The organism is Streptococcus sp. HMSC071D03 (genome assembly GCF_001812125.1).
GTDB classification, from domain to species: Bacteria; Bacillota; Bacilli; order Lactobacillales; family Streptococcaceae; genus Streptococcus; species Streptococcus pseudopneumoniae_N.
On sequence record NZ_KV807691.1, the window covers coordinates 36,988 to 63,800 of the forward strand.

Below are 26,813 nucleotides of genomic sequence, written 5' to 3' on the forward strand. Positions count from 1 at the left end.
TAACGAATTACCGATTTCTGTCCCACTCTCTTTTTCTTTATTCATTTTCAGCTACAGTTGAATGTTTATAGCCATAAGTAAAGTAGATAATAATTCCTATTAACAAGGCAATTCCAAATGCCATCCATGTTTCAAGAGTATACTGAAGCATGAATGAGAGGCAAATCAGAATAGACAAGATTGGTAAAAAAGGAACCAGGGGAGTTTTGAACTCGCCCTCTTTTGGCATACCCTTATCTTTTCTCAATTTGATGATCCCATAGGCTAGGAGAATAAGATAGGCTAAGGTGCAGATATTGAGAAAGGCTGCAATACTTGCAAGTGGGAAGATCCCAGCTGCAATTGCTGAAACAACACCAGTTAAGATAGTTGCATTCTTTGGAACACGACTAGTCGTGGTCACTTCTTTAAAACTTTGAGGTAACAGTCCATCACGTGCCAAACTATAAATCATTCGAGACAAGGCGTAAGTCATGGAAATACATACCGTAATCAAAGTAAAAATTGCAACGAGTGAAACATAATTAGCTGCCCAACCAATACCGATACTTCTCAGAGCAAAAGCCACTGCATCATCAACATTGAGCTTGCTATAGTGAACAATCCCCGTCAACACCAAGGTAACTAAGGCATAAAGAATGGTTACGATAGTCAAAGATAAAACAATTCCACGCGGTACATTCTTCTGGGGGCTTTGAATTTCATCAACTGCCATAGAAATGGACTCAAACCCTAAAAATCCAAAGAACATGAGTGAAGCTCCTGCCATAATCCCAGTGCTTCCACCATAAATCTGACCAAAGCCAAATGGAGCAAAGTCTGACCAATTTTCAGGTTTAATGTACCAGATTCCAACTAAAATGAATAAAGCAAGAGCAGAAAATTTTAAAACAACAAGAATAGAATTAAAACGAAGAGCTACTTTCGAATTTAAAAGTACAACACCTGTAACAAGTAGAATTACTAAAATTGGTAAAAAATCAATATAAGTACCATTTTCAGGATTAAAAGTTCCATTCAAGACTTGTGGCAAGGAAATTCCATAATGGCTAAGCAAACCTTTAAAATAGGCCGCCCAACCCGAAGCTACACCAGAAACAGCTGTCATAAATTCCATAATAGTCAGCCAACCAGCAATCCAAGCTGGAAATTCACCTAAAATTGCATATAGATAACTATAAGCACCCCCAGTTGCTGGAACACGAGAGGCAAATTCTGCAAAAAAGAGTGCAGATAAGGATACGCAAATAGCAGAAATTACAATCGATACCACAAGGGCAGGTCCTGCTAATGTTGCTGCAGCAGTTCCTGTAATGGTAAAGATACCTGTTCCCACCATAGCACCAATTCCCAAGAGAATTAAGTCCCATAGTTTTAAATGGCGATGCATTTCTGTCTTACCTAGACTAACGTCTTTGGTTCTAAAAATATTCATCATTCATCTCCCACTTTATGTGATTGTATTATTTTACCATACAAAAGACTTTTTGTGAATATTTATTAGCATTTTTCATCAAAAAAACTGAGAGTGGGACAGAAATCGGTAATTCGTTAGAATTTGATTTCGTCGTCCCACCTCCGCACAGTTGAGTAGGGCTGTAAAAGCTGATGAAATCAGCGTAGTAGAGCCCACTCAACCACTGCGTCTTGCACGACAATCCAAAGACAATTGAGAGGCTAGGACTTTTGTCCCAGCCTCAGTTTCTGTTCATAAAGTTTATCCGACTGATCCTTCCATTTCGTAGCTAATCAAGCGGTTGAGCTCAACTGCGTATTCCATTGGAAGTTCTTTAGTGAAGGGTTCAACAAATCCCATGACAATCATTTCAGTTGCTTCAGATTCTGAGAGACCGCGACTCATGAGATAATAGAGCTGTTCTTCTGAAATCTTAGATACTTTGGCTTCGTGTTCCAAAGCTACTTGTGAGTTGTGGATTTCATTAAACGGAATAGTATCTGATGCTGACAAGTCATCCATGATAATGGTATCACACTCGATGTGAGAAACAGATTTCTTAGAGTTCTTGTTAAAGGTTACTTGTCCACGGTAGTCAACCTTTCCTCCACCTTTAGCGATAGATTTAGAGACAATAGACGAGCTCGTATGTGGAGCATTGTGGATCATTTTGGCACCAGTATCTTGGTGTTGCCCTGCATTGGCAAAGGCAATCGAAAGCATAGTCCCACGCGCACCTTCTCCATCAAGGTAAACAGATGGATATTTCATAGTTGTTTTGGCACCCAAGTTCCCATCAATCCACTCAACTGTCGCATCTTTTTGAGCCTTAGCACGTTTTGTTACCAAGTTATAAACGTTATCTGACCAGTTTTGGATGGTCGTATAGCGCATATAAGCTCCGTCCAAAGCAAAGATTTCTACAATGGCCGCATGCAAGCTGTTACTTGAATAAGTTGGCGCTGTACATCCTTCTACGTAGTGGACACTTGCTCCCTCATCAACGATAATCAAGGTACGTTCAAACTGACCTGTATTTTCGTTATTGATACGGAAGTAAGTTTGAAGTGGAATATCTACCTTGACACCTTTTGGTACATAGATAAAGGTTCCACCTGACCACACTGCTGAATTGAGGGCAGCTAACTTGTTATCTGTCGGCGGTACCAATTTCGCAAAGTATTGTTTAAATAAGTCTGGGTATTCCTTGAGGGCAGAATCCGTATCTGTAAAGATAATACCTAACTTCTCAAATTCTTCCTTCATGTTGTGGTAAACCACTTCTGACTCATACTGGGCAGAAGCTCCAGCTAGATAGGCACGCTCAGCTTCTGGAATCCCAATACGTTCAAAGGTCTCTTTAATCTTTTCAGGTACATCATCCCAAGAACGTGCTGGTTTATCAGAAGGTTTTTGGTAGTAGATCAAGTCATCAAAGTCAATCTCTGACAAGTCTGCTCCCCAGGTTTGCATGGGCATTTTTTTGAAGGTTTCATAAGATTTCAAACGGAATTCTAACATCCACTCAGGCTCACCCTTGGCAGCAGATAATTCACGAATAACACCTTCGTTGAGTCCTTTTCCTGTCGATAGGACAGGCTCTACATCATCATGGAAACCAAATTTATATTCACCAAGATCAATTGGTTTTGGTTCTACTCTTTCTTCAGCCATAATATCCTTTCTTTCATTCTTCATTTCTAATAATTCATAAGACAAAAGAAGCTTGTCTTATTTGTTTTCTTGATTTTCGATTGTTTTCTTAAGGGCGTTCCAAGCTAGGGTTGCGCATTTAATTCGTTGAGGGAATTTAGCTACACCAGATAAGAATGCTGCATCTCCAAGCTCGTCTTGACGTTCATCTTTTTGCCCTTGGACCATTTCAGAAAAAATGGTTGCAAGCTCTAAGATTTCTTTCTTAGTCTTACCCAAAACTGCATCTGACATCATGCTTGCAGAGGCAGTTGAGATGGTACAACCTGAGTTTAGAAAAGCGATATCTTCCAAACGGTCATCTGCATCAAACTTGACAGAGAGATTGATGACATCTCCACAGGTCGGATTGTTGAGACTGATTTGCTCAGCATCTTCCAACTTCCCTTGGTGATGTGGATTTTTTGAATGGTCCGCTACCACCGCCATATAGAGGCTATCTAGTTTAGAAAGTGCCATTGAAAAACTCCTTTGTCTTTTGTAAAGCATCGACCAGCTTGTCGCAATCTGCCTTGGTATTGTAGATATAAAAACTTGCACGAGCTGTTGCTGGGACGTCCAAATATTGAAGCAGAGGTTGAGCACAATGGTGACCGGCACGAACTGCTACTCCTTCATAATCCAGAGCTGTCGCAAGGTCGTGAGGATGAAGGTCCCCTAGATTAAAGGCAATAACACCTGAACGCTGAGCCAAATCTTGCGAACCGTAAATGGTCAAACCTTCAATTTCCTGCAATTTTGGAAAAACATATGCAATCAATTCTTGTTCATGGGCTTCAATGGCATCCATATCAATGTTTTCAAGATAATCCACTGCAGCTGCAAGTCCAATAGCACCCGCCATATTTGGCGTTCCAGCCTCAAATTTCCAAGGGAGTTCCTTCCAGCTAGCAGATTGCTCGTAGACAAAATCAATCATCTCCCCACCGAACTCGACAGGTGACATTTGCTCCAGATATTTTTCTTTACCGTAAAGAACACCAATACCAGTCGGACCAGCCATCTTGTGACCTGAAAAGGCGAAGAAGTCCACATCCAAGTCCTGGACATCAATCTTCATATGAGGCGTAGACTGAGCACCATCCACCACCATAATTGCTCCAACTTGGTGAGCCATTTGTGTGATTTCTTTGATAGGATTAACCACTCCAAGAACGTTTGATGCGTGAGCTAGTGAAACAAATTTAACTTTGTCAGTCAATTTAGAACGCAAGTCATCCATATCCAGAGCTCCATCTTTGAGATAGACATAAACAAGATCTGCCCCAGTCTTTCGGCAAGCTTCCTGCCATGGGATAATATTGGAATGGTGTTCCATGACTGAAATCAAGACCTGGTCATCTTCAGTCAAGATTTCCTCAGCATAACGTGCTACCCAATTAAGACTAGTTGTCGTACCTCTGGTAAAGAGAACTTCCTTTGTGGAGTCTGCATTAATGAACTTACGAATGGTTTCACGAGCGGCTTCATAAGATGCTGTCGCCCTTTCAGCCAAGGTATGAACCCCACGGTGAACATTGGCATTGTCCTGCTCATAGTAGTGATTAATCGCTTCAAGAACAGCTAGTGGTTTTTGTGTCGTCGCAGCATTATCCAAATAAACCAGAGGTTCGTCATTGACAATCTGGTCTAAAATCGGAAAATCCTTGCGAATCGCTTCTACATCTAACATAGGCTTCCCCTTAGCGTTTTGACAATTTTTCTTCGATCGTCGCAATCATTTCATCACGAACTTCCTTGACTGGAATCTCAACGATTACTGATCCAAGGAAACCACGAACAACCAAACGTTCTGCAGTTGCCTTATCCAATCCACGACTCATGAGGTAATACATGTCTTCTGGATCAACTTGACCAATAGAGGCCGCGTGTCCTGCAGTGACATCATTTTCATCAATCAAAAGAATTGGGTTGGCATCGGAACGTGCTTGGTCTGAAAGCATGAGAACACGACTTTCTTGTTGGGCATCTGCTCCCTTAGCACCCTTGATGATGTGGCCAATACCATTGAAAGTCAAAGTTGCTTTTTCAAGGATTACCCCATGTTGAAGAATATTTCCGATTGAGTTGCAACCATAGTTAGTTACTCGGGTATCAATCCCTTGTACCTGACGACCACTTGATAGAGCTACTACCTTAAGATCAGCATGGCTACCATTTCCAATCAAGTCACTATCAAAATCCGCAACGATATTCCCTTCATTCATGACACCGATTGCCCAGTCAATACTTGCATCGTTTCCTAATTTACCACGACGGCTAATGTAGGCAGTGACGTTTTCACCTAGACGGTCAATAGCTGCAAACTTCACTTGAGCTCCAGAACGAGCAATCACTTCTACTGTAATATTAGCAGTTGCTCTGGCACTTCCTTCACCGCGTGACTCTAAACGTTCCAGATAACTAATCTTAGAATTTTTACCAGCGATAATCATAATATGCTTGTTAAACGGCACATCGCTATCACTATCTTGGTAGAAAATTCCTTCGATTGGTTCAGCAATCTCAACATTATCAGGAATGTAGAGAACAGCACCACTGTTAAAGTATGCTGTGTGGTAGGCTGCCAACTTGTCATCGTCATACTTAACAGATGACATGAAGAATTCTTCGATCAGTTCTGGAATTTCTTCTAAAGCTGAATGGAAGTCTGTAAAGACAACACCCTGTTCAGCCAACTCAACTGGAATTTGCTCAAAAACAGTTTGAGTTCCTACTTGCACCAACTTCAAGTGGTTATCTAGTGCAGTGAAATCTGGAACATTTGCTGATGGCTCACTTTCTGTAATCGTTCCATCACCAAGATTCCAACGGTGAAATTTGACACGCTCAATAACTGGTAATTCTAGGCTCTCAATCTTATCAAAAGCTTTTTGACGGAGTTCAGACAACCAGCTTGGTTCAGCGTGCATTTCTGAAAAAAGTTTAATAGTTTCTTTAGTCATTTACTTCTCCTAAAAGATACGAGGGAATTACAATTCTTCCTTGTAGTCATAGCCAAGTTCTTCAGCTAATTTTGCGTATCCTTCACGTTCCAAACGTGCCGCCAATTCTGGACCACCAGAAAGAACAACACGACCTTCCATCATAACGTGTACCACGTCTGGCGTGATATAGTTCAAAAGACGTTGGTAGTGAGTAATAATCATAGCACCAAAGCCTTCACCACGCATAGCATTGACACCTTTAGAAACAACTTTAAGAGCGTCAATATCAAGACCTGAGTCAATCTCATCAAGAAGTGCGAAAGTTGGTTCCAACATCAAGAGTTGAAGAATTTCGTTACGTTTTTTCTCACCACCTGAGAAACCTTCGTTGAGGTAACGCTCTGCCATTTCTTCTTTCATGTTGAGCAATTCCATTTTTTCGTCTAGCTTAGTGATAAACTCACGCACTGAAATCTTCTCATCATCTTCTTTACCAGCATTTATAGCTGCACGAAGGAATTCTGCATTGGTAATTCCTGGAATTTCTGATGGGTATTGCATAGCCAGGAAAAGCCCCATACGCGCACGCTCATCCACTTCCAATTCAAGGATGTTTACGCCGTCAAATAGAACCTCACCCTTGGTTACTTCATAGTTAGGATTTCCCATGATAGCGGCAGAAAGAGTTGATTTCCCAGTTCCATTTGGCCCCATGATAGCGGCGATTTCGCCTGTTTTCAGGGTCAGGTTAACCCCTTTTAAAATTTCTTTTCCTTCAATTTCAACGTGAAGATCTTTGATCTCTAATACTGACATGATAATTCCTTTCTTTTCAATCCGTTTTACCATTTTCGCTAGAAAATTGTCCTTATTTTTCTAGTAAAAAACGATAAAATGTCAATAAATATACTTTAATAGTATAACAAAAAAAAGCCTAAAAGGCTTTAATTTTGTCTAGAAGCTGAGGGTTACTTCTTTCCTCGAAAATGGTCATCAATAGCGTTGACAATTTTACCCATAATATAGCTGACTCTAAAATTTCTTAGGATTAAAATAGCCCAAAGCAAGGCCATAATATACCGTTGCTCCATGATAGATTCATTAAGGAAATAGGTCTCAGCAGCAGTAAATAAGGCCATGATTATAAATTGTTGTCTGTTCATCGTATTATGTCACAATATCCTTTTAGTCTTCTTCTATGGTCACTTTATCCGCTAGAAATTCAAATCCTTGAGGAAGGACAGATTCTTCCACTTCTTCCTTAACTGGTTGACCTTGTGACGATTTAGCCTTAGCTGAGAAATCAGCCCTGACTTCTTTCCATTCTTCCATGGAAATAGCAAGAATCTCTGGTGAAAATCCCGCAGCTTGACTGAGGATATTGCCAAACATGGTATTAAGATTATCACGCTTCATGGTCTGACCAGCATTGAAGTTAGATTCAAAAGCAAGAATCGCATGGTGCTCATTGGCCGCAACAGGTTGAGAACCAACTAAAAGTGCTTTATCAGGTCCTGACAAGCTTTCAATAACTTCTTCCCAAGCATTTTGGAGACGAATTAGATTTTGACGGGCTAAATCAGGATTTTCAACAGCTTCTTGAAGAATAGACTGAACCTTATTGCGATCTACGCGATAAATTGACTTGCTGTTAACTGGACGACTCGGTGTTGGTGTAGTCTGCTTAGGACTCGTGTTAACATTTGCCAGAGCCTGTTTCAATCGCGCAACTTCTTCTCTAAGTGAGGCTAATTCACCAGCGACTTGACCTGTTATTTCAGGCTTAACTTCAAGCTCAGCTAGACGAATGGTCATCATTTCAGCATAAATCTTAGGCTGTAAGCTAGCCTTGATATCAGCTAAACTACTTGTTGCAATTCCAATCATCTCGAACAAAACAGCCTGTGAAAGACCTAGGTTATCCTTAAAGAGATCACTATAGTGAGTATTCTCCCCACCAGTTTGGACAATCAAAATATCTCGTAAATACTGCAACAAATCCGTTACAAATCGTGTCATGCTCTTTCCGTTATCAAAAATCAAATCAAGATTTTCCAAAGCACGAGTCACATCTTTTTGTGCCAAAGCAGCCACATAATCATCCAAAGCACTTAGACTGATAGTTCCAGTGATTTCCTCAGAAACAGCAGTTGTCAATCGAGCTTCCTGCGTCAAACTCAAAGCCTGGTCTAAGATGGACAAGGCATCCCGCATACCACCTTCGGCTCGACGAGCAATAATCTCAACAGCATCAGACTCATAATCAATCCCTTCCTTTTCTAAAATATGGAAGATATGGTCTCGAATATCCTGAGTCTTGATAGACTTAAATTCAAATCTCTGAACCCGAGATAAGATGGTTGCAGGAATCTTATGAAGCTCTGTCGTTGCTAGGATAAAAACAACATTTGGAGTTGGTTCCTCAAGAGTTTTCAAAAGAGCATTAAAGGCTCCTGTTGAAAGCATATGAACCTCGTCGATGATATAAACCTTATAGTGGGCAACACTTGGAGCATAAGTTGATTTATCACGAATATCACGAATTTCATCAACCCCATTATTAGAGGCTGCATCCATTTCGATAACATCCTCCAAACTACCATTTGTAACCGCCTGACAGACATAACAGTTATTACAAGGTTCTCCCCCTACTTGATTAGGGCAGTTCATAGCCTTAGCAAAAATCTTAGCCACACTAGTCTTACCAGTTCCACGAGGACCTGAAAATAGATAGGCGTGGCTTATTTTTTCCTGTTCAACAGCTTGTTTAAGAGTTTTTGCTACCACCTCTTGACCTACTAGCTGTGAAAAAGTCTGGCTTCTATATTTTCGATAAAGGGCCTGATACATTACGCTTTCTCCTCAAACATTGAAAAATTCCATTCGGTTTTCTCTAACAAAATAGCAACAAACTCTTCTAGATATTTCAGATCCAAGTCATCATAATCATCAACAAGAGATGAATCTAAATCTAGAACGCCCAGAAGACGTCCCTCTTTAACCATCGGCACAACAATTTCACTACGAGCACTACTATCACAAGAAATATAGTTTGGATAGGTTTTAACATCACCAACAATCACTGTTTGACGACTAGCTGCAGACTCTCCACAAACACCTTTTCCAAGAGCGATTCGTACACATGAAACTCCACCTTGAAAGGGTCCCAAAATCAGTTCATTCCCATCAAATAGATAGAAACCTGCAAAAACAGTATTGGGAAAGCTTGTTTTTAGCAGAGCACTGGCATTTGATAGATTAGCCAACACATTGGGCTCTCCTTCTAAAAGATAAGAGAGCTGTTCATTTATTGTTTGATAAAGTGATTCTTTTTCTGAATATAACATAAAACCATTATATCAAAAAATGCTAGTAGAAAAAAGAAAAATCCCTTGTTTTAAAAACAAAGGATTTTATTCAAATTCGAATGGATTAAAGTTCGATGTCTCCGAACAAGTCAGCCATTGAGAATCCTGTTTGAGTTTCAGGAAGTTCAAAATCACGTTTTTCTTGACGTTTTGGACGACGTGGACGTGGAGCGCGTTTTTCTTCTTTTTGTCCTTCTTCTTGAGCTGGACGTTCTTCAAGTGCTTTGATAGAAAGAGATACACGTTCTGCATCAGCGTTAACTTCAAGAACTTTAACAGTAACTTCTTGACCAACTTTAAGAGCTTCTTTTGGATTTTCAATACGTTTGTGTGAAATTTGTGATACGTGAACAAGTCCATCGATACCTGGCAATACTTCAACAAATGCACCGAAGTCAGTCAAACGTTTAACTGTACCTTCTACAACATCACCTTTAGCCAATTTTTGCTCAACGCCATCCCATGGTCCAGGTGTTGTAGCTTTAAGTGAAAGTGATACACGTCCTTCTTCTTCGTTAAGATCAAGGATTTTCACTTCAACTTCTTCACCAACAGTTACAACTGATTTTGGTGAAACGTTACGTTCGTGTGACAATTCAGTCAAGTGAACCAATCCGTCAACACCACCAAGGTCGATGAAAGCACCGAAGCTTGTGATACGTGCAACTTTACCAGTTACAACATCACCAACAGCCAATTTACCGAATACTTCAGCACGAGCTGCTGCAGTAGCTGCTTCTACAACTTCACGACGTGAAAGGATGAAGCGGTTTTCTTTAGGATCAACTTCTTTGATTTTAGCATCAAACTCTTGACCTACAAAACGCTCAGTGTTACGTACAAAACGAGTATCCAACATTGAAGCTGGGATAAATCCACGTACACCTTCAAATTCTACTGAAAGTCCACCCTTAACAGCGCGAGTTCCTTTAACTGTAACAACTTCTTCTTCACGTCCTACAAGTTTGTCCCATGCTTTGCGAGCTTCAAGGCGTTTTTTAGATACAAGGTATGTTACTGTATCAGTATCTTTACCAACTACTTGACGAAGTACAAGAACATCCAATACTTCACCTACTTTTACAAAGTCATTGATATCTGCATCGCGATCGTTTGTCAATTCGCGAAGAGTCAAGACACCTTCAACACCAGTTCCAGAGATTGCAACATTAGCTTGAGTAGCATCAACTGTCAATACTTCAGCACTAACAACATCACCTGGCTCAACTTGGCTAACGCTATTTAGCAAATCTTCAAATTCGTTCATCTAAAAAATCCTCCAACAATCAAGTTTTTCTTAAACTTGACATACTTATAATTTTTTCCTAAGCACCCGCAAAGACATGTTATATCGTTCACGTCCTTCAATTATAAAAATAAAATACCCTAAGATATTTTTCTTTTTATCTTGAATTTATTACCTAAGAACTGGGGTAGCTGGATTCGAACCAACGCATGAGGGAGTCAAAGTCCCTTGCCTTACCGCTTGGCTATACCCCAAAAGTGAAATGGAGAGAGAGGGATTCGAACCCCCGAACCCGAAGGAGCGGATTTACAGTCCGCCGCGTTTAGCCTCTTCGCTATCTCTCCAATGTTCAACAAAAACTATTATATCATGAAAATTTACAAAAAACAAGCTTTATTTTGCTAAATTATAGTTTTCAATCAAAATTTCCACAGCTTTTTCAAGTTTTTTATAAAAACTATCGACATTTCCATTCTTTATGATTGCGAATTGATTATCTAGTTCAGCAATTTCACCGATAATCTTTTTCCCAATGGTTAATGTGTAGCCTTCAAATTTTTCCTGACCAACTAAAACAGTTGCGTCTGTTAATTGAATTTCAATTTTTTTATCTTTTTTACTCATACCATACCTCTTTTCACTCTTCCTATTGTACAAGAAATTTAGAAAACTGGCAAGAAAAAACTCTATACCAAGCCAAGCTTGATACAGAGTTTTTGTAAAAAATATAGAATTTTTTATCTAGAGATGACTCATTATTAATGGGTTGTTCCACCTACTAACTTCAAGTCCTTATCTTTATAGTCTACGATAGCTCTAATTGCTGCCTCAATACCTCTGACAATATCTGTTAAGCACATGGATGCCGTATTAGGCTTGTTCAACACTTGTTCTGTCATATAGGGAATATGCATAAAACCTGCTCTCATATGGGGAAATTTCTTATCCGCTAAATAGAGAGCCTGATACATCAAATGGTTGCAAACAAAGGTTCCTGCTGTATTGGACACTGTAGCTGGTAACCCTTCCTCTTTAATCGCTTGAACCATTGCCTTAATAGGCAGAGTGCTAAAATAGGCTGCTTGTCCGTCCAGGCGTATAGGAGTGTCAATCGGCTGATTCCCTTGGTTATCTGGAATTCTAGCATCATCTTGGTTGATGGCAACTCGCTCAGGAGTTAGACTAGCTCTTCCTCCTGCCTGTCCTATGCAAAGCACAGCATCTGGATGGTATCGATTTATTTCTGCTTCTAAAACCTCTGCTGATTGATAAAAGACCGTTGGGATTACTACCCAATGAACCTCTGCGCCATGAATCTCTGACGGTAATGATTTAACAGCTTCCAAGGCTGGATTGACCTTTTCACCACCGAAAGGATCAAAACCTGTTACTAATATTTTCATTTTATTTCCTTTGCTAAAATGCCAAAAAGTACATCAAAAATACATGGATGATAATCATGACAATAGCTACTCCTACCTGCGCTTTGATAACCCCATTTGAATCTTTCATATCCAGGAGAGCTGCCGGTAAAGCATTAAAGTTAGCCGCCATTGGAGTCAATAAGGTTCCACAGCAACCTGCCGTCATTGCTAGAGCTGCAGCCACGATTGGATCAGCTCCCAAGGCAAATACAAAGGGAACACCAATTCCAGCAGTAATAACCGTGAAGGCAGCAAATGCATTCCCCATTATCATGGAGAATAGAACCATCCCAAGGACATAAGCCACTACACCCATAAAACGACTACCCGAAGGAACTAGACCGCTGATTAAATGCGAAATCAAGTCTCCAACGCCTGCAACGGTAAAAATTGCTCCCAAAGCCCCTAAAAGTTGAGGCACAATCCCACTAGTAGAGACTTGCTGAACCATGCGATTATTTTCTGCTAACAAGTTTTTAGGAGAACTCTTAGTAATCAATAAAAGAGAGATGGTTGCAAAAAATGCTGCAAGGCTGATAGCAATCTTACTAAAGTCAGGAATCATTTTTGCTAATACCAAAGCAATCAAAGCCATTAACATGACCGGAATAAAAATTTTATTCTTTAGTCGTTTCGCTTCAATGTTTGCCTTGACTTCATCCAGAGACGGTAAGGTTCCGATACGAACCTGTTTAAAGAGTGTTAGTAGGGCTAATAGCACTACGATAACTCCAATACAGATAGAAGGTAGATAAGAGCCACCGATAAAACTGATGCCCAATAAAGCCCAAAACCCAGCTGTTCCATATCGAACTGGATTTGTTTTGTCTTTATAGCTACAATAGGCCGTGTGAAGAAATTGACAACCAATCACAATATAGGTTAACTCTAATAACTGTCTTGCTAGATTGGTCATTCTTCTTTTCCTTTACTAAGCTTATTCGCTAGCAATTTTCTATCAAATAAGTAATTGTAAATCCCTACCACAAGTAGGGCAACTCCTGCAACAATAAGAGAAGCCGAAGCAATCCCTGCATAATTACTTTCGTAACCTAATTGGTCCAGAGTGCCCCCTATCAAGAGGACACCACCTGCACCAACAAAAGTGTTCTGAGCAAAGAAATTTGCGAAATTATCATTTGCTGCTGCACGCGCCTTCAAGGCTTCGGCCTCATACTCAGTTAATTTTCTACCTAATTGCAACTCTGCTGCTGCCTGTCCCATGGGTTGAACCAAAGGCCTTACAAACTGTGGCTGCCCTCCTAGACGAATGGCAAAGAACCCGTCGAGTTCCCGAAAAAAGAAATAAATTGTATAAAAACTTCCTACGGTCAGTCCTTTAATCTTTTGAATCAAGTCAATCGAACGTTGCTTGAGGCCAAAAGTTTCAGATAAACCTACCAGTGGCAAGGTTACCATAAAAATCGTCAGAACTCGTTGATTACTAAATTCTTTTCCCAAAATTTCCAAGAATTCAACAAGAGAAACTCCAGAAACTAGAGCTGTAACTAAACTAGCTAAGACTACCGTTGCAATGGTATCTAACTTATAGATAAAACCAATCACAATGATAACTATCCCTATTAGTTTAATCCATTCCATATAGGCCCCTTTATTCCAAAAGTACTAGTCTGTTTTATTTGACATGACTTTCTAGTTCTTTTTGGTATTTATTGTTTGATTCCAATTTTTCTTTTTGCCATTTTTCAAGAGCTGCTTGATATTCTTTAGCAGTTACAATCTCTTTTTGCAATTTCATTCCCTTGAAGATGTATGGATCACCCTTAATACCTACTTGTGAGTATGGTTTAGAGAATGGAACGACATTGCTGACAACTGGTGAACCACCTGATGAAGCTGTTGGCATCAAGAGAGAACTATCAGTAAGCCAAGCTTGAGCTTTAGCATATTTTTCATATCTCTTATCCAAGTCATTTTTCTCAGAAACTGCATCATCCAAGAGTTTCTTATATTCGTCCAAACCTAGTTGAGCTACTACTTCCTTGTCTTTTCCTTTAGTAATACCAAGGTGTTTCATAGCGGAACCAGTCTTAGGATCCATGATATTGAGATAACTTGCTGGGTCTTGATAACTTGGAGCCCATCCAGTACTGTTCAAGTCATAGTCTTTTTGAGCAGGAACACGCGCTTGAGATGTAATGCTTTCCTTCTCGTTATCCGTCATCTGAAGAACATCGATCACGACATTTTCAGAACCAAGAGTGGATTCGATTGATTGTTTAAAGGAATTGCTTTGTTGAACAGCAATGGTATTTGTCTGTTCAACTGGGACATCCAAGTGAATTGGGAAGGTTACACCTTTTGATTCCAACTCTTTCTTAGCTTTTTCAAATGAAGCTTTGGCTTTGTCAGGATTGTAGATGGTATCTTTTCCGTCGACGAGCTCAACACCTTTCCATTGGTCTCCATAGTTGACCAATTCTTTTTGAGCGATATCACCAAAGTTTTTGCCACCAGATTGTACAAAGTTATCTGGTACTAAGCTGTTACGAATAATCTTGTCCGCACCATCTTCACCATTGAGCTGGGCAGCATAAGAATGACGGTTGAAGGCAAAGTTGATTGCTTGACGGAAGTCCTTGTTCAACATTGCTTCTTTTGTAGAAGTTTTCTGTTCTTCACTTGTTTTCGCTGTCTTATTGAAAGATTGACGGTTTACGTTAAAGGTAAAGTAGTAACTAGTTGAATCCTGTGGACTATATGTAATTTTATCCCCGTATTGTTCCAAAGTAGAAGCAAAGTTTGAGCTACTTGGGAAGAGGCGAGCTGTTGTGTAAACACCCGAAGAAAAGCTACGGATCAAGGATTCTTGGTCTGATCCATCATAGTAAGTTAATTTAACTTTCTCGATTTTAACCTTCTCTTTATCCCAATAATTTGGATTCTTTTCATATTCGATTAAAGATTTTGAAGTCAATGTCTTCAAAATATATGGACCGTTATAAAGAATACCAGCTGGACTGACCGTTCCATAATTTTTACCAGAAGCTTTGAGGAATTCTTCATTTACTGGCAACATAGTTGCTGAAGTTACTTTTGAATTCCAGAAAGTTTCAGGTGCGTTTAGAGTGTACTCAACAGTATAATCATCTACTGCCTTAACCCCAACTGTTGAGAAGTCGTTAGTCTCACCAGTCATATATTCATTCAAGCCCTTGATTGAGTTTTGAATAAGAGTGACACCGTCTGATTTGCCATCAGCTACGTGTTTCAACCCAGTAACAAAGTCATGCGCAGTTACTTCAGCGTATTCTTCACCTTCTGACGTGTACCATTTAACCCCTTTACGAAGTTTATAAGTATAAGTCAAACCGTCTTGTGAGACACTCCAATCCTCAGCGAGGGAAGGAATCAAATTCCCATATTCATCGTTTTCCAACAATCCATCAACAACGTTACCGATGATATCCGTTGTTGAAGTACGAGTTGCGATACTGTAGTCCAAAGATGATGGGTCTACTCCATAGACATAAGAGAAAGTTGTAGGCGCATCTGCTTCCTTGTCAGCTTTACCACAAGCTACAAGAAGAACTGCTGTACTCAGGACCACTCCTGCTGTTAACATCCACTTTTTCGTTTTCATAAAGATCTCCTTTAATAATTTTTAATCTACTTTTACAATCCAACCTTCTGGTGCTTCAATGTCACCAAATTGAATACCTGTCAATTCATCGTATAGTTTACGAGTCACTGGTCCAACCTCTGTCTCACTGTAGAAAACGTGGAAGTCATCACCATGTTGGATTCCTCCAATTGGTGAGATAACTGCCGCAGTACCGCAGGCACCTGCTTCTACAAATCGATCCAGACTATCAATTGGTACATCTCCCTCAACAGGCTTCAAGCCCAAACGATGCTCTGCCAAATAAAGTAATGAGTACTTGGTAATCGATGGCAAGATTGACGGACTCAGTGGGGTTACAAACTCATTATCAGCTGTAATTCCAAAGAAGTTTGCTGAACCAACTTCTTCAATCTTGGTGTGGGTTGATGGGTCTAGATAAATAACATCTGAGAAATGACGGGATTTAGCCATTTTTCCTGGCAAAAGACTAGCTGCATAATTACCACCGACCTTGGCAGCCCCTGTTCCATTTGGTGCAGCACGATCATACTCATCTTGAATCAAGAAGTTTGTTGGAACCAATCCACCCTTAAAGTAATTTCCAACTGGCATAGCAAAGATGGTAAAAATATACTCCTCAGCTGGTTTTACCCCAATGATATCTCCAACACCAATCAAGAGCGGACGAAGGTAAAGGGTTCCACCAGTTCCATAAGGGGGTACGTATTCTTCATTTGCACGAACAACGGCTTTACAAGCCTCTACAAACATTTCTGTTGGAACTTGTGGCATCAAGAGACGATCACAGGTACGTTGCAGACGTTTAGCATTTTCATCTGGACGGAAGAGTTGAATACTGCCATCCTTTGTACGATAGGCTTTCAATCCTTCAAATGCTTGCTGTCCATAGTGAAGGCTTGGAGATGATTCTGAAATATGCAAGGTTGCATCTTCTGTTAATTCTCCTTGAGACCATTGTCCATTTTTAAAATTAGCGATATAACGATAAGGTAGTTTCATATAGGAAAAACCGAGATTTTCCCAATCAATCGTAACTGTCATGACAATCTCCTTTATTCTAATCAAGCTCTGTGTTCTATTCTACACTATTCTCCTAAAAATTCAAGTATTATTTGTAATTTTCTGAAAATTTTACTTATAAAAAGAACCAGCTCATAGAACTGGTTACTTTCACAAGTGAGAATTAGTTGTTTTCAACTTTTTCATCGTATTTTGGTCTGATTGTTGTACCTGAATTAATAATGGTACGTTTTTGGACTAGAGGAAGGTCTGTACGATTGTAAACAGTACGCCATGGTTCCCAAGCAAGACCTGTTTTTTCCTGAATCTTCACGCGTAGGTTACGTACATTTCCTTTAAATTGAAGCTCCGTTTGGAAGCCAGCAGTTCTGTCTTTACCATTGTCTTCCCATTGACGCGTACGAACGCTTTCAACTCCATTCTTATCATAAGTTACTTCATCCCAGTAAACATAGTAGCGAGCAATGTAAGCTCCCTTATGATGTAAATTGAGGTAACCATTTTTATATGAAGTCACTTTAGTTTCAATGTAGTCTGTATTGCTTTGAATTGTGGCTACTTGATTATCTTTCAAGAATGCAGTCTTATAAGAAATTGGAACAGCAGGGTTTTGTGTACTGAAAGTAGCTCCTTCTTGAATCAATTTCTTCAAATCTTCTACTGTACCTGTCACAACACGTGCAGCGCCATCAGCATTTCCACCTACGATGGAAACTGTTACAGTTGTATTCTTCAAGACACGTGCCCATTCAGATTCTGGTTTAATAGGCACTCCTTTGATTACAGCATTGATTGCTGCTTTCAACTCGGTACTCTTGCTTGTTGTTTCAAACTTAACATACATTTGACGTCCGTATGACACGCTTGATACATATACAGGAGGAGTATTTTCATCAATTCCACGTGCTTTCAATTGATCAACTGTTACTCCTGAGGCAAATACATCTGATGGATTTTTTGGAGCATCAAAGTTAGCAGTATAGTAAACTTGTTTAAAATCAACTACCTCAATTTGTTTTTCACCTTTATTGACAGCTTCAAAATCAATTTTTAGATTAACTCCAACTTTTTCAAAGTCACTTCCGAATTTTGCTTTCAATTGATTCATGCTGTAAGCAGAAGTTGATTCGTACTGCATACGTGCTGGAGCAGGATTTTTCGCAGCATATTTTTCATGCCAACGGTTTAACAAGGTATTCACACCTTCCTGCATACCACTTGCAGTTGGATTAGCATCTACATAGCTATCTCCGCCTACCATTCCTGGTAAATCAACACTAATTCTACCTTTGCTACGATCTAAACTAATTTGTTGTGGTTTATTTTCTAGAAGGTCTTGATTTGCTTTAAACAATGCACCTAGGAAAATATCTCCGTTACCATTGATGGCAACATCAGCCGAACCATTAGAAAGGCTTTTCTTCACTTTTTCTACGACCACAAATTCACTTCCTTGTTGTTTTGTGCTTGTATTAGTGTAATTTTCTAATGCTTCTCCTTTTCTAGTCAAAATATTTAATTTATCATAATTTAAACCAAATAAATAGTTATTTAGCTCTGCAGTATAATCTGTTTTAGCTTCGTTTTCTGTTTTCTTATCTGCTACTACTTTTTCTTCTTTTACAGAACGATATACTTCAACTTCTGCCAAACTAAGAGGAGTTTTAGATTTATTTAATTCAATTTTTACATATCGTGCATCAACTCCTGAGAATTGAACATCAACTGTTGGTTGATTGTTTAAGCTATCTACATGTTGACGAGCCACTTCATTTCCATCTTTATCTAACAAAATAACATCAAAATTAGATAAACGATCCCCTACATTACTGTCTCCACGATTGTAAATACGAACAGTTCCCACACCTTCTTCTTTTGCTAGATCAACTTTCCACCAAGAATGATCTTGAAAATCTGTATGAGTAACTGAGCTATGGCCGTAGTCATTATCTCGATTGCCGTCAACCGCTCTAGAAGCATCTGCACCATAAGCAGTCGAACTCTGACTTGCAGACTTATGAGCAGCAATATTTTCACCAGCAACTACAGCAACGCTTGGCTCTGTTGCTTTTACTACATTTGTTTGAAATACAAGGCCAGAACCTAGCAAAAATGTTGCAATGGCAACACCACATACTCCAACGCTACGTTTACGAATAGAATAACGAAATCCTTTATCTTGTTTATTTTGAGACATAAAAAACTCCTTTTAGATTAATCAAACTACATTTCTTGAACGCGCTTTCTTGAAACGATATTAGTATAACATAAAAACAGATGTGATGCAATCGTTTTCTTAAAAAATATTATTTTTTTTATTAATCTAGCTTGAATAATTGACCACATATTAATAATTTCACAATTAAATAACAGGCGGTCTATACCAATAAAAACAAGAAAACGAACAGTCTAAAGTCCCTACCACTTGGGAATCAGCACTGTTCGTTTTTGTATATATAATCAAATTCAACTCTTAAATCTATAGCTTAAGAAATTTCTCAACAAAAACCTTTTCATTGTTTTTATCATTTCTTAGATTCAAATTCTGTATAAGCTTCCTGAAGATAAGCATCAAAAACTTCTTCATCAGAAATGCTATCTGAAATGAAGCTTCCATTGCTTGTGCGTTCCGATAGATTCAAATCTTGTAGTATTGCTTCGTAAGTCGTGCCATTATTTGATTGAACAACCAGAGTTTGTTCGCCATCTTCTACTTCTGTACTGAAGAGATCTCCTATAAAACCTTGTTCTGAGACAGCACCGGCCAAGAAGACACGATGTGGTTTGCTCTTTAATTCTCTAAGAACTTGAAGACCGCGATTGGCACGACTGGTTACAGGAATTTCCTCGATTGAAACACGCTTAAGACTTCCACGATGCGTCAAAAGATAGAAGGATGAAGTGTTGCAGATAAAGGCTGCTTGTATCACATCATCTGCTTTCAAATTCATGGCTTTGACACCTGCAGCCTTGGCACCGACAACGGGAACCTCTTCGATATTGAAACGAAGGGCATAACCATTTTGACTAATCAAGAGAACATCATCCAGTTTGATTGGTGCTACTGCCACAATCTGGTCTGTCTCGTCTTTGAGCTTAGCATATTTGACAGACTTAGAGCGATAGGTTCTCCATGGAGAGAATTCTTTGCGTTCGACACGTTTGATTTGACCAAGGCGAGTCGCTGCAAAGTAAGTTGTCGCATCATCAAACTGATCCACAACTTCTACATAGAGCACTTCTTCATTGATTTCAAAGTTTGTAATAGACTGGCTTAGATGTTCTCCGATATCCTTCCAACGAATATCTGCCAACTCGTGGACTGGTCTATAGATGACATTTCCAAGTGTTGTAAAGATTAAGAGGTGCTGAGTAGTTTTGACAGATTGAACGAATAGCAATCGGTCGTCGTCCCGTTTACCAATTTCTTCAAGTGTTGAAGCTGCAAAGGAACGAGGGCTAGTACGTTTGATATAGCCAGCCTTCGTCACGCTGACGTATGTATCTTCTTCAGCGATAAGACTAGCTGTATCAATCTCAATCACTTTTGCTGTATCTTCTAAAGTACTCAAACGTGGAGTCGCAAATTTCTTCTTGACTTCACGGAGTTCTTTCTTCATGAGATTGTACATGGTTCGTTCGTCACCGATGATAGCCGCCAGCATAGCAATCTTTTCACGTAGTTCAGCTTCTTCTTCTTGCAAGACAACCACGTCTGTATTGGTCAAACGATAAAGTTGCAAGGTAACGATGGCTTCAGCCTGCTCTTCAGTAAAAGCATAGCTGATTTTAAGATTTTCCTTAGCATCAGCCTTGTTCTCAGAAGCACGGATAAGGGCAATGACTTCGTCCAAAATCGAAATCACGCGAATCAAACCTTCGACGATATGAAGACGTTTTTCAGCCTTTTCCTTATCAAAGCTGGAACGTGCCAAAATCACTTCACGACGGTGGGCAATGTAGCTAGACAGGATTGGAACAATCCCAACCTGACGAGGGGTGAAATTGTCAATTGCAACCATGTTGAAGTTGTAGTTGATTTGTAAGTCAGTATACTTGAAAAGGTAGTTGAGAACAAGCTCAGTGTTTGCATCTTTCTTAAGTTCGATAGCAATACGAAGACCATCACGGTCAGACTCGTCACGAACTTCAGCGATACCTGCCACCTTGTTATTGACACGAACTTCATCGATTTTCTTGACTAAGTTAGCCTTATTAATCTCATAGGGAATCTCAGTGATAACGATTTGCTCCTTACCACCTTTCAGTTTCTCGATTTCAGTCTTGGAACGAACGACCACGCGCCCTTTACCAGTTTCATAGGCCTTTTTAATCTCGTCACGACCTTGGATGATCGCTCCTGTTGGAAAGTCTGGCCCAGGCAAGAATTCCATCAACTTATCGACCTTGGCAGTTGGGTGATCAATCATGTAGACTGTCGCATCGATAACTTCGGCCAAATTATGTGGTGGAATATCAGTGGCGTAACCAGCTGAAATCCCAGTTGAACCATTGACTAAGAGGTTTGGAAAGGCTGCTGGTAAGACAGTTGGTTCCTTCTCGGTATCATCAAAGTTCCAAGCAAAGGGAACTGTCTTTTTCTCGATATCTTGAAGGAGATAGCCTGCAATCTCAGACAAACGAGCCTCTGTATAACGCATAGCCGCAGGCGGATCTCCGTCCATAGAACCATTGTTACCATGCATTTCAACTAGAATCTCACGGTTCTTCCAGTCCTGAGACATACGAACCATGGCATCATATATAGAAGAGTCCCCGTGTGGGTGGAAATTCCCCATGATATTTCCGACAGACTTAGCCGACTTACGGTAGCTCTTGTCAAAGGTATTGCCATCCTTATTCATCGAATAAAGAATACGGCGTTGAACCGGCTTCAATCCATCCCGAATGTCTGGCAAAGCCCGGTCTTGAATGATGTACTTGGAGTAGCGACCAAAGCGCTCTCCCATGATGTCCTCCAAGGACATGTTTTGGATATTACTCATATAGGATACAAAGCCCGTAAAATGCAAAGTGAAAATAGGAAATTCTTGCAGTGAGCGATGCTCACAAGAGAATTTATCTTTTTCACACAGTATTTAGGGCGTGTTCAACTCCTTTCAAAAAAAGTAGAGTAGGTTTTATAGAAAAGGATTTCAGTTACTTTATATAACTAAACTATCCTTTCAGTAGTTTAAAGTTTTGAATTGTGTTCTTTATTTTCTAAGTGTTTTGGAAGTCTTTCTTTAGCATACTCAATCATCTTTTCAGCTACTTCCTTATCATAATCAAAGCCCATCTTTTGAGCAAGACTTTGACTTTCTTGATGGAAAAGTTGCATCGTAGCAAATAAAGTCTGAGGGATTTTGTCTATACTTGAAAAATCAAGGAGAGCAGAGAATTCCTTCTCTTTCTCTGTAGGTAAATACTGGAAAAGATACTTGTAGTTCTTACCAATGTCGACTGTTCCTCTATCACTTGCAACCTGCCAAGCCAAGAGCTTCAAGAGTTCTTGCTGACAAATACCGTAGAGATGGTCAGTCGCATATATGACTTGCTTACGGCATATCCCTTTGACCACGTAAGCGGACACCCACCAAAATTCATTGCAAGATTTGTCAAAGTCAGTCGCGCTGGCTGGTGCCGTCCAATAGCGCTTAGGCGTCGGTGCATAAAGGGCAAAGAGCCCCTGCGGGTCATTCAGCACCGTGAAATCTGCTTCACTATCCACCCACTCTTTGATGTGCTCTTTGGGGCAGAGGGTCAAATCGATCCGATTGCCATCTTCAAAGAGCATGAGATAGAGCCGGCGATGGTCAAGTACGTTATGCTGCTCGATGATGCGCTTGCCAAACTGGTCCAACCAAGAAAGGTCATTCGTCAGATTATCTAAATCGTCCACGACATAGACAACATCATAGTCTTGAAATTCATCTGTTTGAACCTTTTGGTTTGTACGCGAACCAGATAGAGCCACAGCTTCGACTTTTAAAGTTTCAGCTGTTTGCAAAATCACATCAAACATTTCGGGTTCAGTTCTCATGTGTTCCCCCCTCTTTTTCTATTAGGTAACAGATTTATTATATCGAACAGTTTCTTAAGATTTAAAAAGTTAAAAAACTATACAAGCTCTATAAAACTAAATTATCTAAAGATTTTCAATTATATACAAAAACAAGTAATTCTTCCCTTGCTACCTTAAGTGTTGGGAAATCATTCTCTATAAAATATCTACATTGAACATCATCAAAGCTTGTAGAAAAATACTTTGATAAAGAGTTTATAGCTCTTAATAGTTTGTTAAAATAAGCTAGAGCAAACGGCGGAACTTCTTCAGTATTCAGATAATTAATTTCTGATTCAATTAAATCCTCAATTGCTGCGAATATTTCACCTATTTCATCTTCAATATTAGAAGATAAATTCTTTTTAGAATTAAAATCATTAATAGAATTCAAAAGTTTGTTATATTCCCATTCAAAATCATCTAGTGCTCTATAGAATATTGGGAAATCACTTTGTAATTTTAATAGATTTGACTTCCTTGATTGTCGAGCCATTTCTTTAAGTTCTCTTAAACTCTCTTCAACCTTTTTTTGAGTTTCAAATAGTTGCTTTTGTTGACTTGTCAGTTCTACTATATTTTTCGCGATTGAAGATTGAATAATTTCTAGTTTTCGTTGTCGTTCATCAATTTCTTTAGTATCTTTTTTTGAAATCCAAGTTGCGTAAATTATAGGTATTAGAATTGAAAAACCACCTATACCTATTTGAATCCAATTGGAAATCCAATCAGTTGAATCAATCGCTTTAATCAATTCCTCAAACATTTCAACATTCATTTTATAGTCCTTGTTAGTTCCGTGATTAAATTTGTTATCAGTGAGCAAATACAAGATTCATAAAGAATTTTATTTAATACGTAAACACTATTATATTTACCTCGTTGATTTATAAAGTTTATAATCATCGTAGTTTTTTAAATCATTTAAGGATTTAAATTCATTTTTTATAATAACTTCTAAAAACTTCTCTGTACTTAATAATTTTTCCCTATACTTTTCTCCACCACAATAATAACATTTCTTTAATTCTTGATAATCTGGAAATTTAAGAAGTAATTGTTCTTGAAAGATAGTTTGTGCTTTTTCATACATTCTTGAAAGTAGATACGAATAAGAAGCTTCAAAAAAAGCAGTCTGAATAACTAATATTAGACAAAGAATACCAATTAGCCTAACTTTTTCTATATCAATACCGATTATAAATGTTACTATCGCAAGAATACTCAAAAGTAAACGATTTTCTATCCCCATAAGTTCTAGTTCAAAAACATCTTGAGTCTTTAAAACAAAATAAAGAGATAAGCATGAACTAGCTAACATTAAAGTAAAAATTAGCCAAAATAGCCATATATCACTACCAAAAGTTGTTTGTAACTCATATTCCTTAAATAAATTTTCGAAAAAATTTAATATTCTATTGGGATTATTAGCATTTGAGATTATTCTAATTATTATATCTCCCAAAATAAATACATTTATAAATGTTAAAATCGAAAACAAAATTTTTCGGAAATATCTATTAAGTGACAACAAAAATACTATAAAAGAATTGTAAGCATAAGACAATGACAATGATAATATGAAAATAGAACAAAATCCACTAAATAAATTATTAGATGAATCCAGAGACATAATCATGAAAAATAAAACCAACATTATAACTGTCGCCACAATAGCTCTTACAAAATAATTATTCTGTTTAGTTTTAGAGCTAACATTTTTTATGATGTAATCTTTATTTCTTAGAACTTTCAAAGCGTCGAATCTTTCTTGAGCTTTCTTCTTTTGATTTTTATCATAGTCTAAATATAAAGTATTGCATTTTTTTGTGAAACTGTTTAATAAGTCTAATAGTTTTTTTATAATCAACATCTAAAACATCATCTCCCCACTCTCTTCCAGCGTAAATTTGACATTGTCTTCGATCCACTTACGGCGTGGTTCGACCTTATCACCCATGAGGACATTGACACGACGTTCTGCGCGTGCTAGGTCTTCAATCGTAACACGGATGAGGGTGCGGGTTTCTGGATTCATGGTTGTTTCCCAGAGCTGGTCCGCATTCATTTCACCAAGACCCTTGTAGCGTTGAAGGGTAGCACCTTTACCGAACTGCTTGCGAAGTTCTTCCAGTTCTCCGTCTGTCCAAGCATAAGCCACTTCTTCTTTCTTGCCTTTACCTTTGGACATCTTGTAAAGAGGAGGAAGGGCGATATAGACATGTCCTGCCTCGACTAAAGGACGCATGTAGCGATAAAAGAAGGTTAAGAGAAGGGTTTGAATGTGGGCACCATCGGTGTCCGCATCGGTCATGATAATGATCTTGTCATAGTTGGCATCTTCAAGGGAGAAATCTGCCCCAACACCAGCACCGATGGTATAAATCATGGTGTTGATTTCTTCGTTTTTGAGGATATCTGCCATCTTGGCCTTGGCTGTATTGATGACCTTACCACGAAGAGGCAAAATAGCCTGAAACTTGCGGTCACGACCTTGTTTGGCAGATCCACCGGCAGAGTCCCCCTCGACCAGATAGAGTTCGTTCTTAGCTGGATTTTTAGACTGGGCTGGCGTTAATTTACCAGAAAGCAAGCCCTTATCTTTTTTATTTTTCTTACCATTTCGGCTCTCATCACGCGCCTTACGAGCCGCTTCACGGGCATCACGAGCCTTGATAGCTTTACGAATCAGATTAGAAGCCAACTCCCCATTTTCCATAAGGAAGAAGGTTAACTTATCAGCCACAATCCCATCTACAACTGGACGAGCTAGTGGACTTCCTAGTTTGTCCTTAGTCTGTCCCTCAAACTGGAGGTGTTCTTCAGGAACTAGGATAGAAAGGACGGCAGCAAGTCCCTCACGATAGTCGGATCCTTCAAGATTCTTATCTTTTTCCTTGAGAAGACCTGTCTTACGTGCATAGTCATTCATAACCTTGGTAATGGCTGACTTGAGTCCTGTCTCATGCGTTCCACCGTCTTTGGTACGGACGTTATTGACAAAGGATAAAATGTTATCTGAAAATCCATCATTATATTGGAGAGCTACTTCTACTTGGAAACCATTATCTTCGCCTTCAAAGTAAAGGACTGGCGTCAAGGTTTCCTTGTCTTCATTCAGATAGGAAACAAAGTCCTGCACCCCATTTTCATAGTGAAACTCGATTGCTTCTTCTGTTCGTTTGTCAGTTAGAGACAAGGTCACATTTTTCAAGAGAAAGGCTGACTCATTGAGACGCTCTGAAATAGTATTGTACTTAAAGTCTGTCGTAGAAAAGATGCTTGCATCTGGCATGAAGGTCACTTTGGTACCTGTCTTAGACTTAGGTGCAGTCCCAACCTTTTCTAGAGTGGTAACTGGCTTGCCTCCATTTTCAAAACGTTGTCTATAAACTGCTCCATCACGAGTAATTTCTACCTCTAACCAACTAGAGAGGGCATTAACGACAGAAGAACCAACCCCGTGGAGACCACCTGATGTCTTATAACCACCCTGACCGAATTTCCCTCCGGCGTGAAGGATGGTAAAGATAACCTCAACCGTTGGAATTCCCATAGCGTGCATCCCAGTCGGCATTCCACGTCCGTGGTCTTGAACCGTTAAACTTCCGTCTTTATTAATGGTCACATCAATACGATCACCAAATCCAGATAGGGCTTCATCGACCGCATTATCGACGATTTCCCAGACTAGGTGATGGAGACCAGCACCGTCGGTTGATCCGATATACATCCCCGGACGTTTACGGACCGCATCCAACCCTTCTAGCACCTGAATGGCGTCGTCATTATAATTGTTAATATTGATTTCCTTTTTTGACACAAGGAACCTCCTATTCGTTCATCTTTACTATTTTACAGGTTTTCTAGGGATTTTGCAAAGTTTTTCTAGTTAAAAAGCCTATTCCCAAGTCTTTTTTAGCAAAAACATCACCTAGTTATACCAAAAAAGAAAGGCTCTATAATTTCTGTAGTGGGTAAATCCCCT

At 39.2% G+C, this 26,813-nt stretch carries 22 protein-coding genes and 2 tRNA genes; all 24 read right to left on the minus strand.

Going from position 1 to position 26,813, the window contains the following annotated elements; all coding sequences use genetic code 11:
• Positions 1 to 37: 37 nt before the first annotated feature.
• Positions 38 to 1,435 (minus strand): APC family permease, encoded by a 1,398-nt coding sequence (locus tag HMPREF2837_RS00505; RefSeq protein WP_049549258.1) that lies wholly within the window; start codon positions 1,433 to 1,435, stop codon positions 38 to 40.
• A 282-nt stretch (positions 1,436 to 1,717) separates the two neighbouring features.
• A complete protein-coding gene (gene sufB / locus HMPREF2837_RS00510) occupies positions 1,718 to 3,130 on the minus strand; it encodes a Fe-S cluster assembly protein SufB (protein ID WP_049549257.1) in 1,413 nt (470 codons plus the stop codon).
• Between the two features lie 57 nt (positions 3,131 to 3,187).
• Positions 3,188 to 3,628, minus strand: a complete 441-nt coding sequence (gene sufU, locus HMPREF2837_RS00515; RefSeq protein WP_049549256.1) for a Fe-S cluster assembly sulfur transfer protein SufU — start codon at positions 3,626 to 3,628, stop codon at positions 3,188 to 3,190.
• Entirely contained in the window at positions 3,615 to 4,841 is a 1,227-nt protein-coding gene (locus tag HMPREF2837_RS00520) for a cysteine desulfurase (protein ID WP_049549255.1), read from the minus strand. The genes sufU and HMPREF2837_RS00520 overlap by 14 nt, the downstream gene beginning before the upstream one ends.
• A 10-nt stretch (positions 4,842 to 4,851) precedes the next feature.
• Positions 4,852 to 6,114, minus strand: a complete 1,263-nt coding sequence (gene sufD, locus HMPREF2837_RS00525; RefSeq protein WP_049549254.1) for a Fe-S cluster assembly protein SufD — start codon at positions 6,112 to 6,114, stop codon at positions 4,852 to 4,854.
• Positions 6,115 to 6,141: 27 nt separating this feature from the next.
• Entirely contained in the window at positions 6,142 to 6,912 is a 771-nt protein-coding gene (sufC, locus tag HMPREF2837_RS00530; RefSeq protein ID WP_049503774.1) for a Fe-S cluster assembly ATPase SufC, read from the minus strand.
• 152 nt (positions 6,913 to 7,064) lie between these two features.
• Complete coding sequence (locus tag HMPREF2837_RS00535) at positions 7,065 to 7,259, minus strand: DUF3272 family protein (protein ID WP_049503772.1); 195 nt, start codon at positions 7,257 to 7,259, stop codon at positions 7,065 to 7,067.
• A 22-nt stretch (positions 7,260 to 7,281) separates the two neighbouring features.
• Positions 7,282 to 8,946, minus strand: a complete 1,665-nt coding sequence (dnaX, locus tag HMPREF2837_RS00540; RefSeq protein ID WP_049549253.1) for a DNA polymerase III subunit gamma/tau — start codon at positions 8,944 to 8,946, stop codon at positions 7,282 to 7,284.
• Positions 8,946 to 9,443 (minus strand): GAF domain-containing protein, encoded by a 498-nt coding sequence (locus HMPREF2837_RS00545; RefSeq protein ID WP_049549252.1) that lies wholly within the window; start codon positions 9,441 to 9,443, stop codon positions 8,946 to 8,948. The genes dnaX and HMPREF2837_RS00545 overlap by 1 nt, the downstream gene beginning before the upstream one ends.
• An 85-nt stretch (positions 9,444 to 9,528) precedes the next feature.
• Positions 9,529 to 10,731, minus strand: coding sequence for a 30S ribosomal protein S1 (rpsA, locus tag HMPREF2837_RS00550; protein ID WP_001001618.1), 1,203 nt, complete (start codon positions 10,729 to 10,731; stop codon positions 9,529 to 9,531).
• 161 nt (positions 10,732 to 10,892) lie between these two features.
• Positions 10,893 to 10,964: transfer RNA gene (locus tag HMPREF2837_RS00555), tRNA-Gln, on the minus strand.
• Positions 10,965 to 10,973: 9 nt separating this feature from the next.
• A tRNA-Tyr gene (locus tag HMPREF2837_RS00560) sits at positions 10,974 to 11,054 on the minus strand.
• Between the two features lie 49 nt (positions 11,055 to 11,103).
• On the minus strand, positions 11,104 to 11,334 hold the full coding sequence (locus HMPREF2837_RS00565; protein WP_000037109.1) for a DUF2969 domain-containing protein: 231 nt from the start codon (positions 11,332 to 11,334) through the stop codon (positions 11,104 to 11,106).
• A 134-nt stretch (positions 11,335 to 11,468) separates the two neighbouring features.
• Entirely contained in the window at positions 11,469 to 12,113 is a 645-nt protein-coding gene (gene pcp, locus HMPREF2837_RS00570) for a pyroglutamyl-peptidase I (protein WP_049549637.1), read from the minus strand.
• 13 nt (positions 12,114 to 12,126) lie between these two features.
• Positions 12,127 to 13,050 (minus strand): DUF979 domain-containing protein, encoded by a 924-nt coding sequence (locus tag HMPREF2837_RS00575; RefSeq protein ID WP_049549636.1) that lies wholly within the window; start codon positions 13,048 to 13,050, stop codon positions 12,127 to 12,129.
• Positions 13,047 to 13,736, minus strand: a complete 690-nt coding sequence (locus tag HMPREF2837_RS00580) for a 5-oxoproline transporter, DUF969 family subunit (RefSeq protein ID WP_049549635.1) — start codon at positions 13,734 to 13,736, stop codon at positions 13,047 to 13,049. Before HMPREF2837_RS00580 ends, HMPREF2837_RS00575 begins: the two co-directional genes overlap by 4 nt.
• A gap of 34 nt (positions 13,737 to 13,770) precedes the next feature.
• Positions 13,771 to 15,738 carry a peptide ABC transporter substrate-binding protein gene (locus HMPREF2837_RS00585; RefSeq protein ID WP_049549634.1) on the minus strand — a complete coding sequence of 656 codons (1,968 nt, stop codon included), beginning with the start codon at positions 15,736 to 15,738 and terminating at the stop codon, positions 13,771 to 13,773.
• Positions 15,739 to 15,759: 21 nt separating this feature from the next.
• Entirely contained in the window at positions 15,760 to 16,782 is a 1,023-nt protein-coding gene (locus HMPREF2837_RS00590; RefSeq protein WP_000219010.1) for a branched-chain amino acid aminotransferase, read from the minus strand.
• A 142-nt stretch (positions 16,783 to 16,924) separates the two neighbouring features.
• Positions 16,925 to 18,958 (minus strand): thiol-activated cytolysin family protein, encoded by a 2,034-nt coding sequence (locus HMPREF2837_RS00595; RefSeq protein WP_075230505.1) that lies wholly within the window; start codon positions 18,956 to 18,958, stop codon positions 16,925 to 16,927.
• A gap of 328 nt (positions 18,959 to 19,286) precedes the next feature.
• Positions 19,287 to 21,767 (minus strand): DNA topoisomerase IV subunit A, encoded by a 2,481-nt coding sequence (gene parC, locus HMPREF2837_RS00600; protein ID WP_080979413.1) that lies wholly within the window; start codon positions 21,765 to 21,767, stop codon positions 19,287 to 19,289.
• Between the two features lie 188 nt (positions 21,768 to 21,955).
• A complete protein-coding gene (locus tag HMPREF2837_RS00605; RefSeq protein WP_049549632.1) occupies positions 21,956 to 22,804 on the minus strand; it encodes an aminoglycoside 6-adenylyltransferase in 849 nt (282 codons plus the stop codon).
• A 115-nt stretch (positions 22,805 to 22,919) separates the two neighbouring features.
• Complete coding sequence (locus HMPREF2837_RS00610) at positions 22,920 to 23,603, minus strand: hypothetical protein (RefSeq protein ID WP_049549631.1); 684 nt, start codon at positions 23,601 to 23,603, stop codon at positions 22,920 to 22,922.
• A gap of 96 nt (positions 23,604 to 23,699) precedes the next feature.
• Positions 23,700 to 24,698: a hypothetical protein gene (locus HMPREF2837_RS00615; RefSeq protein WP_049549630.1), complete on the minus strand. Its 999-nt coding sequence runs from the start codon at positions 24,696 to 24,698 to the stop codon at positions 23,700 to 23,702.
• Positions 24,699 to 26,648 (minus strand): DNA topoisomerase IV subunit B, encoded by a 1,950-nt coding sequence (gene parE / locus HMPREF2837_RS00620; RefSeq protein ID WP_049549629.1) that lies wholly within the window; start codon positions 26,646 to 26,648, stop codon positions 24,699 to 24,701.
• Positions 26,649 to 26,813: the final 165 nt, after the last annotated feature.